At 59.5% G+C, this 15,680-nt stretch carries 16 protein-coding genes and 1 pseudogene; 6 read left to right on the top strand and 11 right to left on the bottom strand.

Features of this window, described 5'->3' with window-relative positions:
• Window positions 1-5: 5 nt before the first annotated feature.
• Together CH74_RS12215 and frdA are read right to left on the bottom strand one after the other, a co-directional pair.
• Complete coding sequence (locus tag CH74_RS12215) at window positions 6-725, bottom strand: succinate dehydrogenase/fumarate reductase iron-sulfur subunit (RefSeq protein ID WP_048307833.1); 720 nt, start codon at window positions 723-725, stop codon at window positions 6-8.
• Window positions 722-2,506 carry a fumarate reductase (quinol) flavoprotein subunit gene (frdA, locus tag CH74_RS12210; RefSeq protein WP_048307832.1) on the bottom strand — a complete coding sequence of 595 codons (1,785 nt, stop codon included), beginning with the start codon at window positions 2,504-2,506 and terminating at the stop codon, window positions 722-724. Before frdA ends, CH74_RS12215 begins: the two co-directional genes overlap by 4 nt.
• Before the next feature lie 299 nt (window positions 2,507-2,805).
• On the opposite strand from frdA, the gene CH74_RS12205 reads away from it, so the two are divergent.
• Together CH74_RS12205 and CH74_RS12200 are read left to right on the top strand one after the other, a co-directional pair.
• The gene (locus CH74_RS12205; RefSeq protein WP_082140412.1) at window positions 2,806-4,683 is read left to right on the top strand and encodes an aspartate ammonia-lyase; all 1,878 of its coding nucleotides are present in this window, start codon (window positions 2,806-2,808) and stop codon (window positions 4,681-4,683) included.
• 65 nt (window positions 4,684-4,748) lie between these two features.
• Window positions 4,749-6,200: an anion permease gene (locus CH74_RS12200; RefSeq protein ID WP_048307831.1), complete on the top strand. Its 1,452-nt coding sequence runs from the start codon at window positions 4,749-4,751 to the stop codon at window positions 6,198-6,200.
• Here CH74_RS12200 and CH74_RS20050 read toward each other — a convergent pair.
• The 5 genes from CH74_RS20050 to yghU all read right to left on the bottom strand — a co-directional run bounded on the left by CH74_RS20050 (window position 6,193) and on the right by yghU (window position 10,180).
• Window positions 6,193-6,693 (bottom strand): dicarboxylate/amino acid:cation symporter, encoded by a 501-nt coding sequence (locus CH74_RS20050; protein ID WP_367379121.1) that lies wholly within the window; start codon window positions 6,691-6,693, stop codon window positions 6,193-6,195. The genes CH74_RS12200 and CH74_RS20050 overlap by 8 nt on opposite strands.
• Window positions 6,645-7,472 carry a dicarboxylate/amino acid:cation symporter gene (locus tag CH74_RS12195; protein WP_367379120.1) on the bottom strand — a complete coding sequence of 276 codons (828 nt, stop codon included), beginning with the start codon at window positions 7,470-7,472 and terminating at the stop codon, window positions 6,645-6,647. Before CH74_RS12195 ends, CH74_RS20050 begins: the two co-directional genes overlap by 49 nt.
• 144 nt (window positions 7,473-7,616) lie before the next feature.
• Window positions 7,617-8,573 (bottom strand): DUF429 domain-containing protein, encoded by a 957-nt coding sequence (locus tag CH74_RS12190; protein ID WP_048307829.1) that lies wholly within the window; start codon window positions 8,571-8,573, stop codon window positions 7,617-7,619.
• Complete coding sequence (locus CH74_RS12185; protein ID WP_048307860.1) at window positions 8,573-9,193, bottom strand: NUDIX hydrolase; 621 nt, start codon at window positions 9,191-9,193, stop codon at window positions 8,573-8,575. The genes CH74_RS12190 and CH74_RS12185 overlap by 1 nt, the downstream gene beginning before the upstream one ends.
• 114 nt (window positions 9,194-9,307) lie before the next feature.
• The gene (gene yghU / locus CH74_RS12180; protein WP_048307827.1) at window positions 9,308-10,180 is read right to left on the bottom strand and encodes a glutathione-dependent disulfide-bond oxidoreductase; all 873 of its coding nucleotides are present in this window, start codon (window positions 10,178-10,180) and stop codon (window positions 9,308-9,310) included.
• Between the two features lie 243 nt (window positions 10,181-10,423).
• On the opposite strand from yghU, the pseudogene CH74_RS12175 reads away from it, so the two are divergent.
• Window positions 10,424-10,705 (top strand): annotated as a pseudogene (locus CH74_RS12175) (catalase-peroxidase); the annotation flags it as partial.
• Between the two features lie 174 nt (window positions 10,706-10,879).
• Here CH74_RS12175 and CH74_RS12170 read toward each other — a convergent pair.
• Complete coding sequence (locus tag CH74_RS12170; protein ID WP_048307824.1) at window positions 10,880-11,170, bottom strand: type II toxin-antitoxin system RelE/ParE family toxin; 291 nt, start codon at window positions 11,168-11,170, stop codon at window positions 10,880-10,882.
• Window positions 11,158-11,436, bottom strand: a complete 279-nt coding sequence (locus CH74_RS12165; RefSeq protein WP_048307823.1) for a CopG family ribbon-helix-helix protein — start codon at window positions 11,434-11,436, stop codon at window positions 11,158-11,160. Before CH74_RS12165 ends, CH74_RS12170 begins: the two co-directional genes overlap by 13 nt.
• Window positions 11,437-11,633: 197 nt before the next feature.
• Here CH74_RS12165 and CH74_RS12160 point away from each other — a divergent pair, with 197 nt between their 5' ends.
• Window positions 11,634-11,849, top strand: a complete 216-nt coding sequence (locus CH74_RS12160) for a TIGR02450 family Trp-rich protein (protein ID WP_048307821.1) — start codon at window positions 11,634-11,636, stop codon at window positions 11,847-11,849.
• Window positions 11,850-11,956: 107 nt separating this feature from the next.
• Here CH74_RS12160 and CH74_RS19615 read toward each other — a convergent pair whose 3' ends face one another.
• The gene (locus tag CH74_RS19615; protein WP_253273056.1) at window positions 11,957-12,718 is read right to left on the bottom strand and encodes an amidohydrolase; all 762 of its coding nucleotides are present in this window, start codon (window positions 12,716-12,718) and stop codon (window positions 11,957-11,959) included.
• Window positions 12,637-13,608 carry an amidohydrolase gene (locus CH74_RS19000; protein WP_216594758.1) on the bottom strand — a complete coding sequence of 324 codons (972 nt, stop codon included), beginning with the start codon at window positions 13,606-13,608 and terminating at the stop codon, window positions 12,637-12,639. Before CH74_RS19000 ends, CH74_RS19615 begins: the two co-directional genes overlap by 82 nt.
• A gap of 185 nt (window positions 13,609-13,793) precedes the next feature.
• Here CH74_RS19000 and CH74_RS12150 point away from each other — a divergent pair, with 185 nt between their 5' ends.
• Together CH74_RS12150 and CH74_RS12145 are read left to right on the top strand one after the other, a co-directional pair.
• Window positions 13,794-15,062, top strand: a complete 1,269-nt coding sequence (locus CH74_RS12150; RefSeq protein ID WP_048307820.1) for a putative DNA modification/repair radical SAM protein — start codon at window positions 13,794-13,796, stop codon at window positions 15,060-15,062.
• A gap of 15 nt (window positions 15,063-15,077) precedes the next feature.
• On the top strand, window positions 15,078-15,680 hold a 603-nt coding region (locus CH74_RS12145), incomplete at its 3' end, for a TIGR03915 family putative DNA repair protein (RefSeq protein ID WP_156181508.1).

Raw genomic sequence — 15,680 nt, 5'->3', positions numbered from 1 at the left:
ATCTCCTAGCGTTTGAACAAGTTGATCAAGAGATCCTTGGCGGATTCGACCTTGCCTTGGTTCACCGCTGCTGCCGGATCGACGCTCTTGGGGCATACCTCCGAGCAGTAGCCCACGAAGGTGCAAGTCCACACGCCTTCCTCACGATTGAGCTGCGCCATGCGCTGCGCCTTGCCCTGATCTCGGCTGTCCAGGTTGTAACGGTGCGCCAGAGTCAGCGCCGCGGGCCCCAGGAACTCGGGATTCAAACCAAACTGCGGGCAGGCGGAATAACACAGGCCGCAGTTGATGCAATCAGAGAACTTAAGATACTTGGCCAGCTGGGCCGGGGTTTGCTTGTGGGTCTGGGTACTGTCTTCCGAATCGTTGATCAAATAGGGCTGCACCGCTGCCAGATGCTCAAGGAAGATCTCCATATCGATGATGAGATCTTTCTGCACGGGAAAATGCGCCAAAGGTTCTATCTTGATTGTGCCCGGATACTCCCGCAGGAAGCTCTTGCAACCGAGCTTGGGCTCGCCGTTCACCATCACCCCGCAGGAGCCGCAGATCGCCATGCGGCAGGACCAGCGATAGCTCAGGCTGCCGTCCATGTCTTCCTTGATATGATTGAGCGCCTCGAGAATTGAGGTGCTGTCATCGAAGGGAACGTCGAAGTCCTGCCAGAAAGGCGTCTTACTTTGCTCTGGCAGATAGCGTTGGATACTCAGGCGTTTGGTGGTCATTTGCGTGCTCCTTTACCCGCATCGCCATAGGCGCGCACCGCAGGTGCCGAGAAGCGGGTATCTACATCCTGCCAACGCAGCTCCGCCGGGGCATCGGCGTTGAAGAACACCTGGCTATGCTGCAGGAAATTGATATCGTCGCGCTGCTCAAGACCTGCATCCAGGCGCTGATGGGCACCTCGGGACTCCCGGCGATTCAGGGCCGCCAGACAAGTTGCCTCGGCGATGTCCAGGCCAAATCCCAGTTCGATGCATTGCAGTAGCTCAGTGTTGTAGATGCGGCTTCGATCGCTCAACTTAATGTTGTGATAGCGTGACTTGAGGTCACGGATACGATTCAGTGCGGCCTGCATGCCCTGCTCGTCCCGATAGATACCGCAACCGTCCTCCATGGCCTGGACCATCTCACGCTTCAAACCAACCCAGCTCTCAAGGCCATCGGCGTCACGCAACCGGGCCACCTGTCGCTCCTGATCCTGAACCTGCTGTTGAAGTGACTCGATGTCGGCGTAAGCGGTGGCGGCTGCGCGATGACTTGCCTGCTCCCCTGCCAGGCGGCCGAAGACCAGCAGCTCAGAGAGTGAATTCGACCCCAGTCGATTGGCGCCGTGCAGCCCCACGGAGGCGCATTCCCCCGCCGCATACAGGCCTTTCAGGCTGGTTTCACACTGGGCGTCGGTCTCGATGCCGCCCATGGTGTAATGCACCGCCGGGCGGATCGGGATGGGTTCGGTGACCGGATCAACGTTGATATAGGCCTGAGCCAGCTCGCAGATGAAGGGCAGGCGCTCGTGCAGGTACTCCTTGCCCAAGTGGCGCAGGTCGAGATACACCACGTCGTTGTCGGCAAATTTACCGGTACGCCCGGCCTTCTGCTCCTGCCAGAAAGCCTGGGACAGCTTGTCCCGGGGGCCTAGCTCCATGTACTTGTTCTTCGGCTCGCCCAGGGGTGTTTCCGGACCTAGGCCGTAATCCTGCAGATAGCGATAGCCGTCCTTGTTCAGCAGTAACCCGCCTTCCCCACGACAGGCCTCGGTAATCAGAATGCCCGTGCCCGGCAGGCCCGTGGGGTGATACTGCACGAATTCCATGTCCCGCAGAGCCGCCCCCTGGCGATAGGCCATGGCCATGCCGTCGCCGGTCACGATGCCGGCATTGGTATTGAACTGAAACAGACGCCCGGCGCCGCCGGTGGCAAGGATCACGGATTTGGCCCGTAGCAGAATCAGCTCGCCGGTGGCGACCTGCAGCGCGATGACGCCGGCCACCTTGCCTTCCACGGTCGCCACATCGAGCACGAAATACTCATCCAGCCGCTCGATTTCCGGGTATTTCAACGACGTTTGAAACAGGGTATGCAGAATATGAAAGCCGGTCTTGTCCGCGGCAAACCAGGTGCGCGCGGTCTTCATGCCGCCAAAGCGGCGCACCTGTATCGAGCCGTCCGGTTTACGGCTCCAAGGACAGCCCCAGCGCTCCAACTGCACCAGCTCCCGATGGGCATGGCGAATGAAGTAATCGACCACTCCCTGTTCCGCTAGCCAGTCGCTGCCAGCGACGGTATCTTCGAAGTGGGCTTCCAGGGTGTCCTCCTCGCTGGTCACAGCCGCAGCCCCGCCTTCCGCCGCGACGGTATGAGAGCGCATGGGATACACCTTCGAAAGCATCAGGATGCGCTGTTCGATGCCTTCCTCCCTGGCATGTTCCGCAGCGGCAATCGCAGCGCGCAGTCCAGCGCCCCCTCCCCCCACGATCACGATATCCGCATCTCGATGTTGCATGACTATCCTCGTCGGTTGTTCGGCGGCTGAACGAAGCAGGAATGTCTCCACAAGATCGCCTTTGAACAAAGCCTTGCACAGGTATTGAACAACCACCACGCCCAGGAGTAATAAACCGGCTAAACATTGATCTACATCAATCTTCCCTGACAAGTCCGGGGCTACGGTGATTATCAAGCCCTTGGAAGAAACCCATGAACAGGGACTGTCCCAGCGCTGCGAAGGCTTCAGGTCCGATTCTCACTGGGTTGCTCATCGACCAACTCTTCTGACCCTCGCGATTGACAAGGAGACGTGACATGAACGACAGCGAATCATCCGATGGTGGCCTTACCGCAGCGACACAGGTTGATGATACCGATCAGCATATCGTCGCCGTACTCGAGGAGTACGGTCGCATTCAGTCGTTTTCCAAGGGTGACTGGATCAGCCAGGAGGGCACGCCGAGAGAGTGGTTCGCGGTGCTGCTTGCCGGACAGCTGGAGCTGCTGTACGGCCGCTACGGCGATACGCGGCGGGTCGGGCTTCTGGAGACGGGGGCCATGGTTTTCGAGGGCTTTTTGATGGACGATCAGAACCCCCACCGGCTCTCTACTCAGGCTGCCGTGGACGGTCGGCTGCTGGTGCTGGATGCCGACGCCAAGGAACGCCTGCAGCGAGAGCAACCAGACTTCTGGAATGACCTGATACTGCGGGTGGCGATGCGCCTGCGCGCGCGGCTACGAGAAGCCACCGTCCGGCTGGTCGAGCATGGCGAGCCGGCCTTCGCGATCGGCACCACCCGGGTAGAGCATGATTCCCTGGGAGAGCGCGAGATTCCGGCGGATGCCTACTACGGTGTGCAGACGCTGCGGGCGATGGAGAACTTTCCCATCTCCGGCCAACATCTGAACAATTACGGCAATCTATGCACCGGGTTGGCCATGGTCAAGAAGGCCGCCGCGCAAGCCAATCACGAGCTGGGGGTGCTCGAGGCCGACAAGGCGGAGGCCATTGCTTTCGCCTGCGACGAGATCATTGCGGGCAAACTACGTCGACACTTCGTGCTGGACATGATTCAAGGGGGTGCCGGCACCTCGACGAACATGAATGCCAACGAGGTTATCGCCAACCGTGCACTTGAGCTGCTGGGTCATCAGCGGGGCGATTACGCCCACCTGCATCCGCTGGATCACGTCAACCTGTCCCAGTCCACCAACGACGCCTACCCCACCTCCGTGAAGATCGCCCTGCTGCTGACCGTCAAACAGGCGCTGAACTCCCTGGACGAGCTTTCCAGCGCCTTGCAGACGAAGGCTGATAAGTTCGCCGATGTATTGAAAATGGGGCGCACCGAGAATCAGGACACCGTCCCGATGACATTGGGTCAGGAGTTCGGTGCCTATGCCGGGATGGTCGCCTCCGCTCGCCGCGCGCTGGAACACGCAACCCTGGAAATGCACCTGATCAACCTGGGCGCCACGGCCATCGGCACCGGACTGAACAGCCCAGCAGGCTATGCCCAGTTGGTAACCGACAAGCTGGCCGTCGTCTCTGGCCTGCCATTGACCCTGGCAGAGGACCTGGTGGAGGCCACCCAGGACTCCGGTGCGTTCGCCTATCTGTCCGGCGCCATGAAGCGCGTGGCGATTCAAGTCTCCAAGATCTGCAATGACCTTCGCTGGCTCTCAAGCGGACCTCGAGCGGGGCTCAACGAGATCAACCTTCCCCCCATGCAGCCGGGCTCTTCCATCATGCCGGGTAAGGTCAATCCGGTGGTGCCGGAGATGGTCAACCAGGTCTGCTATCAGATCATCGGTTTCGATGCCACGGTGGGTATCGCCGCGGAGGCCAGTGAGCTCGAGCTGAACATGGCCGAGCCGATCATGGCCTATGACCTTCTTCAAGGACTGACCATCCTCAACAACGCCACCATCGTGCTCACCAACCGCTGCGTGACGGGTATCACCGCCAACCGGGAAGTCTGCCTGGACTACGTGCAGCGCTCGATCGGTCTTGTCACCGCGCTCAACCCGGTGCTCGGCTACGAGCGTTCTTCCCAGGTGGCCAAGGAAGCGCTGAACACCGGCGGCAGCGTCTACGACCTGGTCATCGAGAAGGGATGGCTGAGCCAGGATCAGCTCGATGAGCTTCTGGAGCCGAGCCGCATGACCAGCCCCATGCAACCTCGAACTTAGCGAGACAACCCAATGACGGTGCGCACGTAAATACAAAAGACGCGCGCCGCAAACAGGACGCATCTATGACCCATCGATTGAAAATCTTTGCCCCCCTTCTCATTCCGATCATCGTGGCGCTCTTTCCGGTGCCCGAGGGGCTCGCGCCCCACGCCTGGTATTTCTTCGCAATCTTTCTCGGTGTCGTGGTGGGGCTGGTATTCGAGCCGCTGCCCGGCGCGGTAATCGGACTGATCGGCGTCGCCGTAGCCGCACTTTTGGCGCCCTGGGTGCTGTTCTCTCCTGAGGCGCTCGCCGCACCCGGTTTCAAGCTGGGCAGCAGCGCCTTTGCCTGGGCGGTGTCCGGATTCACCAACGCCACGGTGTGGCTGATCTTCGGTGCCTTCATGTTCGCCCTGGGCTATGAAAAGACAGGGCTGGGTCGGCGCATTGCACTGTGGCTGGTCAAGACCATGGGCAGACGGACCCTGACCCTGGGTTACGCGGTGATGCTTGCCGACACCATCCTAGCGCCTTTTACACCGTCCAACACGGCGCGCAGTGCCGGTACGATCTATCCGGTGGTACGTAACCTGCCAGCGCTTTACGACTCGCATCCGAACGATCCGAGCATGAAGCGCATGGGGAGTTTTTTGATGTGGACAGCGATCGCCTCGACCTGCGTGACGAGCTCACTGTTTCTGACCGCCCTTGCCCCCAACCTTCTTGCCGTCGCCCTGACCGAAACCACCACGGGTATCCGTATCGGCTGGGGAGAGTGGTTCATGGCCACGGCGCCGGTAGGCATCCTGCTGCTGCTGATAGTGCCCTTGCTGTGCTACTGGCTGTGCCCGCCGGAGGTCAAATCCGGCAGTGCGGTATCCGACTGGGCAGGCGAAGAAATCAAGAAACTCGGACGTCTTTCACGCAACGAGATCCTGTTGATCATTTTCGTGCTGATAGCACTGACCCTGTGGATCTTTGCCTCTAGCATCCTGGCGCCAGCCCTGGTGGGCATTCTGGTGATCTGCGCCATGCTGCTGACCGGCATTCTGAAGTGGGACGACATACTGGCCAACAAGGCCGCCTGGAACACCTTCTTCTGGTTCGCCACTCTTGTCGCCCTGGCGGGCGGACTCAACGAGGTTGGCTTCGTGAAATGGTTCGGCGACCTGATCGGCAGTCGCATCAGCGACTTCGGCCCCATGATGGCGATGATCCTGCTGACGACGGTCTTCTATCTATTGCACTACTTCTTCGCCAGCACTACCGCTCATACCACCGCGCTGCTGCCGGTCATGCTGGCGGCAGCGTCCGGCATACCTGGCGTGGATCTGCACATGTTCATTCTCATGCTGCTACCGACACTAGGGTTCATGGGCATTCTCACTCCCTACGCGACAGGACCAAGCCCGGTCTACTACGGCAGCGGCTATCTGCCCGGTCCGCTGTGGTGGCGACTAGGCGCGATCTTCGGACTGCTGTTTTTGATCAGCTGGCTAGCGATCGGCGTGCCCTGGATTGCGTTCATCAACTGACGTTCCATGGGAGCAAGCTAAGCACTCGATTCCTCTTCCGGCTCCTCAGCAATCGCCCCGCGCTTGCGCTCGGTGCGAGCGATGATGGAGGAGCGACCAGGTCGCCGGTCACGTTGAGCCCGGTCGCGCCCATCCCGACCAGGGCATCGATGGAAGTCAAAAGCGCCACGGTCTCGATGGGCAGCCCTACCTGGGCAAAGACCGTGGCGATCATGACGATGCCGGCCCCGGGGACCCCGGCGGTGCCTATCGAGGTGAGGGTACCGATCAACACGATCTCGATCATGTTCATGAAACTCAGCGGAACCCCGACCACGTTTGCCGCAAACACCGCGGAAATGGCGATACGGATGGCCGCGCCGTCCATGTTGATGGTGGCCCCCAGAGGCAGGCTGAAGCCGTACAGGCTGCGGGGTATGTTCAGACGCCGAGCGGCGTCCAGGGTCAGCGGCAGCGTACCGGTGCTGCTTTGGGTGGCGAAAGCCGTCGCCATGGGGGTGCGCGCCTCTCGGAAAAACCGCCTAACCCCACGCCGAACACCTTCATCAGCACGCAATAGAGAACGAGCTGAACCGCCAGGGCGACATAGAGCACCGCCACCATGTTGCCCAGGGACAGAATAGTGGCCACTCCCTGCTTGCCCACGGTCTCGGCAACGATCGCGAAAACCCCGATGGGCACGTACTGAAGTACACCGGTCATGACCTTCAGGGTGATTTGATTGAGCCCTTCCACCGTGCGGTAAAGATGCTCGCCAAGCTCGCCATGAGTCTTCGATGCGCGCAGCTTGAGCAGCGCGATACCAAAGACGAAGGCCGTGAAGATGATGCCCAGCAGATTCACCTCGGTGAAGGCTGTAAAGATATTGTCCGGCACGATAGCCAATAGCACCTGAGCTATGCCGGGATTGTCCGGCACGTCTATCTCGGCATTTTCATCCAGGGATAATCCCGTACCCGGCTCGAACAGGGTCGCGACGGCAAGCCCGACGATGATCGCAAGCGCGGAGGTGGCCACATAGTAGCCAAACAGCTTGCGACCCATGCGCCCCATGCTGCCCAGCTGCGCCTGATTGATGCCCACCATGAGGGTGAACAGCACGATGGGCACGATGAGAAACTTCAGCAGCCGCAGCAATAAATCGCCGAAGGGCGCCAGCCAGTCTGCGGCAGCCTGCCCGCCAATCAGCCCGACGATGATGCCGAGCACCAGCGCAACGGTGACGCGAAGAATCAGCGAGGAATCGAAATAGATACGCAGCAGTTTTTTCATTGGTTGGCGCCCGTCTGCACCGGTACACGAGATGCCATGAAAAGCGGTGCTACAAAAAGCGAAGCGTGTGCTGATGCCATGATGCGGGTTCCTCGTCCATGATGGCGCCGATTGTGATGGATATGGGCGGGAGGGTAAATGCCGTCAGTCCCCGGAGTTATCAAGCCCCAGTATCCAGCCTTCCAAATTGCGCTGAGAGGACGTGAGATTTGGTGCTGCCGCCAGACGTCCGTCGGCTATCTCGATCATCATCAAAAGCCCTAGCAAGGCATCGAAGGGATCTTCACCGCCAGCGCTCGTACCAAAGCCGTCGGTGAGTTGCTTCTTGGTGGCACTGTCCCAGATGACGCTTTGGGTATCCGCCAGCAATTGCCGACCCTTCTGGATGCGATCCGCTTGGCGACGCTTGCTCTGCCCTGCCCCCATGCCAACCCCCAGCAGGTGCGCCGCCAGGGTCGGCCAAGTTTCACACAGCACGCAACGAGAACGTGCAGCCAGAAAGGCGAGATCACCGTCGAAGGGCCAGAGCGCCGCTCCGCCCATGCAGGCCTGGACACGGGTCGGAATGATCACTTCGCGCCAGCCGGCAATGGCGGCCTTGCCGACCTGATTGGCGCCTAGCGTCCAGAACAGCGGACAGGGCAGTCGGCCCGGCGTTCGCCGCTCGCACTCTCGACGCAGGTCGTCGAACTCGGCAACGCCGAGGGCATTCGTGAGCTCCGTCTGGCGCATTCCCCGGCAAGACCTATTTGGATAGAAAGGCCGGGCTAGGACGATATCCTGCGGTGTTTGCGCCACCCGAAAGAAGTCCGGCCATTGACCCGCCGCAAGCTGATCAAGAAACCCGCCGAAATCATCGATTCCAACCTGGTGCGCCCAGCTTGCGGGCACGCCAAGAGGGAAATCGAAGCCGACGAGAGTTGTACTGCTCTCATCGTTTAAAAACGTTTTCAGCCAAGCGTCGATATTGCCGACGCGATGAGAGGCCGATACCTGCCAGCGCTGTTTGGCGTCATCCCACCGGGCCTCTGTCACCCAGCGCTTGCCCGGCCTCCGGCTCCAGTCCGCGTGCAGCAATCGGTTAAAGGCCAATCCGGTCATCAGTCGCTGTAGCTGCCGGATGCGCCGGCTTCAAGAAAGGCCCGACACTGATGAATGTCTTCCGCCAGGGTGCGCCCTTCTGAGAGCGGTGGAAGTTCGTCGATGGCAAAAAAATCCGCCGCATCGGTTTCGTTGTTGGGCACGAACTCGCCCCCTTCAAAATCGCAAACGTAGAACAGCTTGTAGAGATGATCCGGCGATACCGGCGTGTAAGGGTGCAGGCTGCGATCCTTGAGCATGGCCAGACGCGGATTGCTGGCATGGCGTCCGGACTCCTCGAGGATCTCCCGCAGTACACAGGATGACGGCCCTTCGTTCACGTCCGCCCAGCCTCCGGGAAGTGTCCAACGGCCGTCCTTGATCTCGCGCACCAACAGTACCCGGTTGTCGACGAAGACCGCGCCGCGCACGTCCACCTTGGGGGTGGCATAGCCTGCATCGGGAATGAAGAAGTTTTCGACTTTCTCGATGGGCGCATCGCTCAATACCGCAAACATCTGGTTGGTCAGCGCCTCGAGCTGCTGATAGCGCTCGAGTTCGTATTTATTGGTGGTATAGGTCTGCCCGGTCTGGGCAATGGAGCGAAGCTGCTTGGCAAAGGCAATCCAGTCCTGGCTCATGAAATGCGTCCTGGGGGGAAGGGCATGAAAAGGCATCTCGTGCAGGCGCCGCCAATGCAAGGCGGCGCCGGATTGATCAAGATCATTCAACGCGGAATCGGTCCACTCCAATGCTTATGAACCAGCGTCGAGCTTGTCCTGAGTCTTTTGCTCGAAATCGCTGGCGTCATGACGCTCGTGCAGCTGCATCTCGGGCTCGCCGAAGGTGCGGTTGACCATGCGACCGCGCTGCACCGCCGGACGAGCGTCTATCTCTTTTGCCCAGCGCTGCACGTTTTCGTATTCCTGCACCTGCAGGAACTCCCCGGCATCGTAAAGCCGCCCCAGGGCCAGCTGGCCATACCAGGTCCAGTTGGCAATGTCGGCGATGGTGTAGTCGTCACCGGCCAGATAGTGCGTCTCGCTCAAGTGGCGATCCAGTACGTCCAGCTGACGTTTGGTCTCCATGGCGTAGCGATCAATCGGGTATTCCAGCTTCTGTGGCGCATAGGCGTAGAAGTGCCCGAAGCCGCCGCCAAGAAAGGGCGCGCTGCCCATCTGCCAGAACAGCCAGTTGAGCGTTTCCGTGCGGGCAGCGTGATCCGTCGGCAGAAAGGCGTCGAACTTCTCCGCAAGATACAAAAGAATCGAACCGGACTCGAACACCCGGGTCGGCGGCGTGGTGGTGTGATCCATCAGCGCCGGGATCTTGGAGTTGGGGTTGACCTCGACGAAACCGCTGCCGAACTGATCGCCTTCGCCGATATCAATCAGCCAAGCGTCGTATTCGGCGTCATGGCCCTGGGCCAGCAGCTCCTCGAACATCACCCCGGCCTTAACGCCATTGGGAGTAGCCAGGGAGTAAAGCTGGAAAGGATGCTTGCCAACGGGCAACTCCTTGTCATGGGTGGGCCCGGCTACGGGACGATTGGTGCTGGCGAACTTGCCGCCGCTTTCCTTTTCCCAGGTCCATACCTTGGGTGGGGTGTAGTCGCTTTCCTGGCTCATGTTGACTCCTTGCAGGTCGTGATGAAACGTTCCTTTGCGACAAACCATAGTCGGTTAACGTTTCCGCTTCAAAGCATCTGCCGCATAGGCGAAAACTATCAAAACAATACCGAGAATTGCCCGGCGCATTAAGAACCCCGGGTGTACCGTCAGGAGAAAGGTTATTCCATCGTTACAACAACGAGAAAACCGACATGAATGCAAATGCTCCCACCCCCGCCGGCCGCTGCCCGGTCATGCACGCGCCCGGAAACCCTCACCAACGACTTCTTCGTCAATCTGATGGACATGAACACGGAATGGAAACCGACCTCGGAGGACCCGGATCTGTTCGAAGGCCGCGATCGTAAGACTGGCGAAGTCAAATGGACCGGCACCCGGGTGGATCTTGTCTTCGGCGCCAACTCCCAGCTGCGGGCCCTGGCAGAAGTCTATGCTCAAAGCGATGCCCAGGAGAAATTCGTGAAAGACTTCATCACCGCCTGGACCAAGGTGATGAACGCGGACCGCTTCGACCTGGCGTGAGCGTCATCTGCACGTCCATATGTAGATGATTGAAAAGCAAAAGCGGTGTTTCAGTGAAAGCTGAAACACCGCTTTTTATCATGACCCTGGCTTTTTATCATGACCCTGAAGAGGATCATTAAAAGGCGTGTGATGTTGGCTAAAGAAAAAAGGTGTTTTTTGGGCGCACGAAAACTAGAGGCCGGCTTCTTTTTGGTGACGGATAGCCAACACCACAACAGTGTCCCCATCGATGCGATACCGTGCGACATAGCCGCTATCACCGAAGTCAATCAGCCAGTCCCGGAACTCCTCGGGCAGGTCGTCAACAGGGCGCCCAATGCGTGGCAGTTCTGCGAGCGCCTGAATACCCTGGATGATGGCTGTAGCGGCTCGCTCAGCCGCTGCAGGATTCTTCGGCCGCAGGAACTCGCGCAGCCGCTCCAGATCCCGGAGCGCTGCCGGGGCGAAGATCACTTGTGACATGTCGGGGCCGGCACCTCGTCATCCGTTCCCCAGCTGGCCAGCCACTTCTTCACTTCGTCAGCGCTCGCGTGCAAGCCGGTAGCCTGGTAGTCCTCCCAAGCCTTGAGAGTGTCTTGCCTGAAGTTCTCTCGCCTCTCTTCGCGCTCCACATACTGTTCGATTGCTTCACGCATGAGCCAATGTGCGGAACGCCGGCGAGTGTCGGCGAGGTGCTGGACCCGCTCTTTCAGGCTGTCGTCGAGCTTGATGGACGTTGGTGTTGCCATGACGGCCTCCGTAGCTAGAGGTAATACCTTTGGCTACTATGGACCGAATTGGCCTGCCTGTCGATGGCAGGCTTTCTTGGCGGGGCCGGCAAAGTGCGACGAACCTTTTTTATAGGATTTCCGGTCACTGGCATTAGGATAGAAGCAGCCAGGCTACAAATCCCTTTTACTCTTTTACACCCTTTGCCGGAGAGCCAGTGAACAGCATCAACCCGAACAAGCTTCACCACAGCAAATGGGCCGCCGCCCAGCCGCGCAACAAGGAAAAACACTTCATGGTGACAAAGCTGCTGCGAGACGGGGAAGAGAACGTCGTTGAAGTGATTCTGGAAGCCGTGATCAGCCGCAGGGAGCTTACCCTGCCTTGGCGGGATCTAAAGGATGACGAGATCTGGCTGATGGGGTGGTGTTAGGAAATCGCGGTGTTCGATACAGGCGTCGAGCGCCGGTGAGTACGCGCGACACCAGCGGCGGTATTGGCAGGCGCGGGAATTCAAGACCCGTGCCTATTCGGCCTCGTTCAATCCTGCTCGCGTTCATAGACTGCCTCCCCCGCGATCCAGGTCTGCTCGACTTGGGTCTGCCAGATATTCTCCGGCGCGGTGCGCATGATATCGGTATCCACCAGCAGGAAATCCGCCCACTGGCCGGGCATCAGGCCGCCCAGGCTGTCTTCCTGATGAGCCGCGTAGGCGGCATCGATGGTAAAGCCGCGCAGCGCCTCCGCGGCGGTGAGTTTCTGACCCAAGCGCCAGCCACCTTCGGGCTGATCCTGACGATCCTTTCGGGTCACTGCCGCATGAATGCCGTAGAAAGGATTGGCAGGCTCCACAGGGAAGTCCGATCCGGCGGCGATGCGGCTGCCGCTATCGAGAAAAAAGCGCCAGGCATAAGCACCGGCAAGACGCTCCTGCCCGAGCCGATCGCCGGCCATGTTCTTGTCGCTAGTGGCGTGAGTGGGCTGCATGGAAGGAATCACGCCGAGCTCGGAAAAGCGGGGTATATCGCTGACGTCGACCACTTGGGCGTGTTCGATACGATGACGCAGCTTCTGGGACTGATCGTCGTTTTTAAGGTTCTGGGCGTAAATATCCAGCGCGATGCGATTGGCCCGGTCGCCAATGGCGTGCATGTTGGCCTGAAAACCTTCGCGACTCGCCTGGTCCACCAGCGTTTGCAGCGCCGTTTGATCCTGCAGCATTAGCCCCTTGGAATCCGGTCGATCGCTATAGGGTTCGAGCAGCGCCGCGCCGCGACTCCCAAGGGCACCATCCGTGTAGATCTTGACGCTTTTGATATCCAGCCAGTCTTCCGGATCGTCCTGAGGCCCTTTCTCGAGCATGGTCTCGAACTCGGGATCGCTTGAGGCCACCATCGGATACAGTCGCAGTCATCGGCGCGATCGCGGTAAAGCGCGAGCTCTGCGGCGCTGGCACCGGCATCGTGCACGCTGGTGATACCGACTTCCTGAAGGTGTGCGACCGCAGTATCGAAGGCTTGGGCCATCTCTTCGGCACTGCGCGTAGGGATTTTGTCCGTGATCAGCTGCTCGGCGTTGTCGATGAACACGCCGGTGGGATTACCCGACTTATCCTTTATAATCTCGCCGCCATCCGGAGCCTGGGTATCCGCGTCGATGCCCGCTAGCTCCATAGCCTTGCTGTTGACCCAGATCGCATGATGATCGACGCGACTCAGCATCACCGGGCGATCGGCAATCTGCGCATCCAGGACTTCAGCGGTGGGAAATTCCTTGCCTTCCCATAGCACCTGGTTCCAACCACCGCCGCGAACCCATTCAAAATTGGGGTTCCGGGAGGCGAACTCCGCGACCTTCTCCGCGCTTTGCTTCGCGGATTCCAGATCACGCAGATCCACTTCCAGAAGGCTGTAGCCCAGCGCCATGAAATGGCCGTGGGCATCGATCAGCCCGGGCAACAGCGTCTTGCCTTGTGCGTCGATGTCGTTGTCTGCATTGGTGTAATCATCGGCCACGGCCTTGTCGCCGCGGGCGACCACCTTGCCATCCTCTACCACCAGGGTGGAAAAGTTCACCAGCTGGCGGTTGTCATCAAAGCCATAGCCGTTGGCGTTGTGGAACACCGTGGTCTCGGCTTGAGCTGCGAAACTCACGCCGGCAATGGAAAGGCACAATAGCGTTTTACGAAACATGGATGACGGCTCCTGATTCTTGTACTTGGAAAACCGGATTTCAGTTCGCGTTGAAAAACGAACCGCCGGCCCTGGTTCCTAGCGTAGGAAACCGCAACACTTTTTACTAATTCATTCAGGCTGCGTTTGCCGACATGGCCACAATCAGGTGGTGCAATACAAAAAATACTGTATGATTGTCCAGTATGGAACTGATCGCTAAACTCGCCATCCTGGCCGACGCCGCCAAATATGACGCCTCCTGTGCGTCGAGCGGCACGCAGGCCAAGAACTCGACCAAGGGCCGCGGTGTGGGCTCCACCGACGGCGTGGGAATTTGTCACTCCTACGCCCCGGACGGCCGCTGCATCTCCCTGCTGAAGATCCTGTTCACGAATTTCTGTATCTACGAATGCAGCTACTGCGTCAATCGCAACTCGTCCAACGTGCGGCGTGCACGCTTCACCGTGGACGAAGTCGTGAATTTGACCCTGGATTTCTACAAGCGCAACTACATCGAAGGGCTGTTCCTGAGCTCTGGCATCATCCGTAACCCGGACTACACCATGGAACAGCTGGTGGCCGTGGCACGCAAGCTGCGCGAAGAGCATGACTTTCGCGGCTACATCCATCTCAAGACGATTCCCGAGGCGGATGGTGAACTGCTGGCAGCGGCAGGGCGCTATGCGGACCGGCTTAGCATCAACATCGAACTGCCCACCCAGCAGGCGCTTGCCGAACTGGCGCCGGAAAAAGATCAGCGCACCATCAAGCTATCCATGGCGCGTATCCGCTCGCGGCGCGAAGAGTCTTTCGCCGATCAGAACGCCTATCAGCGGCAACCCCGGCGTTCCGGCACGGGCAAGCCGCCGGTTTTCGCCCCCGCCGGCCAGTCCACCCAGATCATCGTTGGCGCCGAACCCTCCACGGACGCCCACATCCTGCAAACCTCGTCGGCCCTGTACGCGGGCTATGCGCTGCGTCGTGTCTATTATTCCGCTTTCAGCCCCATCCCGGATGCATCCATGCGACTGCCGGTGCAGCAACCGCCGCTGCTGCGAGAGCATCGGCTGTATCAAGCAGACTGGCTGATGCGCTTCTACGGCTACGCCGCCAACGAGATCACCCAGTCGCCGGACCCCGGAACGGCCCCAGGCATGCTTTCTTTAGAGGTCGATCCCAAGCTCGGCTGGGCGCTTGCCAATCGCGGCTTCTTTCCGGTGGATATAAACCGTGACTCCAAAGTACGGCTGCTGCGGGTTCCCGGACTTGGGGTCAGAAGCGTCGATCGCATACTGCAGATTCGAAGGGTGCAGAAGGTTCGCCTGGAGGATCTTGTTGCCATGCGCGCCAGGGTGAAAAAGGCGATGCCCTTCATCGTCTGCGCCAATCATCATCCATCCCTCAATGAGCTGGACAGCGACCGGCTGCGGGCACGCTATACCCCAACTGCCCAGCAGCTGTCGCTGTTGTAACCAAGGCTTGCCGCCATGACGCAACCTTCGCTGTTTGATGACACAGATACGGATGCGCTGACGGCAGTGCGCTTTCATCCGGACTTTTCAAGCTGGCAACAGCGAGCGCGGCAACTTTTGATGAATGAGACGCCGCCGCAGCGGGTCTGGTGGCAGCCGGATCACACCCGAGAGCGCACCGTAACGTCTTCAAGCGTCACTGCCGTCCGCGTGCCCAAATCCTTCATCGCTCAAGCCCGCGCTGCTAGCTGCCATCGAAGCAATGAGCGCTGGGCGCTGCTGTACCACCTGCTATGGCGACTGACTCACGGCGAGCGGTATCTCATGCAGCTCGCCAGCGATCCGCAGGTGGCAAAACTAAGACACTATGCCAAGTCGGTGAGTCGTGACGTGCACAAGATGAAGGCGTTCGTGCGCTTTCGCGCCGTTGATGACGCAGAAGGTGATCAGCGCTATGTCGCCTGGTTCGAACCGGATCACTTCATCGTCGAGTACGCCGCCCCTTTCTTTGAGCGCCGATTCGCCAATATGCGCTGGTCGATTCTGACCCCAGATTGCTGCGCTCATTGGGAAGGCAGCGGTGAGCTGTGGTTCAGCGAAGGAGCCGACAAGGCAGCG

It is taken from the genome of Halomonas sp. PR-M31, assembly GCF_001039575.1.
GTDB lineage: Bacteria > Pseudomonadota > Gammaproteobacteria > Pseudomonadales > Halomonadaceae > Modicisalibacter.
Note: the sequence above shows the minus strand (reverse complement) of the source record. Positions and strands in the feature narration are given on the sequence as shown.

Excerpts from the sequence above, each read along its gene's own strand:
- CH74_RS12185 (WP_048307860.1), bottom strand. The coding sequence starts at position 9,193 with ATGAGCCAGGACTGGATTGCCTTTGCCAAGCAGCTTCGCTCCATTGCC.
- CH74_RS19000 (WP_216594758.1), bottom strand. The coding sequence starts at position 13,608 with ATGTTTCGTAAAACGCTATTGTGCCTTTCCATTGCCGGCGTGAGTTTC.
- CH74_RS12215 (WP_048307833.1), bottom strand. The coding sequence starts at position 725 with ATGACCACCAAACGCCTGAGTATCCAACGCTATCTGCCAGAGCAAAGT.
- CH74_RS12205 (WP_082140412.1), top strand. The coding sequence starts at position 2,806 with ATGAACGACAGCGAATCATCCGATGGTGGCCTTACCGCAGCGACACAG.
- CH74_RS20050 (WP_367379121.1), bottom strand. The coding sequence starts at position 6,693 with ATGGCGACGGCTTTCGCCACCCAAAGCAGCACCGGTACGCTGCCGCTG.
- CH74_RS12200 (WP_048307831.1), top strand. The coding sequence starts at position 4,749 with ATGACCCATCGATTGAAAATCTTTGCCCCCCTTCTCATTCCGATCATC.
- CH74_RS12170 (WP_048307824.1), bottom strand. The coding sequence starts at position 11,170 with ATGTCACAAGTGATCTTCGCCCCGGCAGCGCTCCGGGATCTGGAGCGG.
- yghU (WP_048307827.1), bottom strand. The coding sequence starts at position 10,180 with ATGAGCCAGGAAAGCGACTACACCCCACCCAAGGTATGGACCTGGGAA.
- CH74_RS12195 (WP_367379120.1), bottom strand. The coding sequence starts at position 7,472 with ATGAAAAAACTGCTGCGTATCTATTTCGATTCCTCGCTGATTCTTCGC.
- CH74_RS12150 (WP_048307820.1), top strand. The coding sequence starts at position 13,794 with ATGGAACTGATCGCTAAACTCGCCATCCTGGCCGACGCCGCCAAATAT.
- CH74_RS12190 (WP_048307829.1), bottom strand. The coding sequence starts at position 8,573 with ATGACCGGATTGGCCTTTAACCGATTGCTGCACGCGGACTGGAGCCGG.
- CH74_RS12165 (WP_048307823.1), bottom strand. The coding sequence starts at position 11,436 with ATGGCAACACCAACGTCCATCAAGCTCGACGACAGCCTGAAAGAGCGG.
- frdA (WP_048307832.1), bottom strand. The coding sequence starts at position 2,506 with ATGCAACATCGAGATGCGGATATCGTGATCGTGGGGGGAGGGGGCGCT.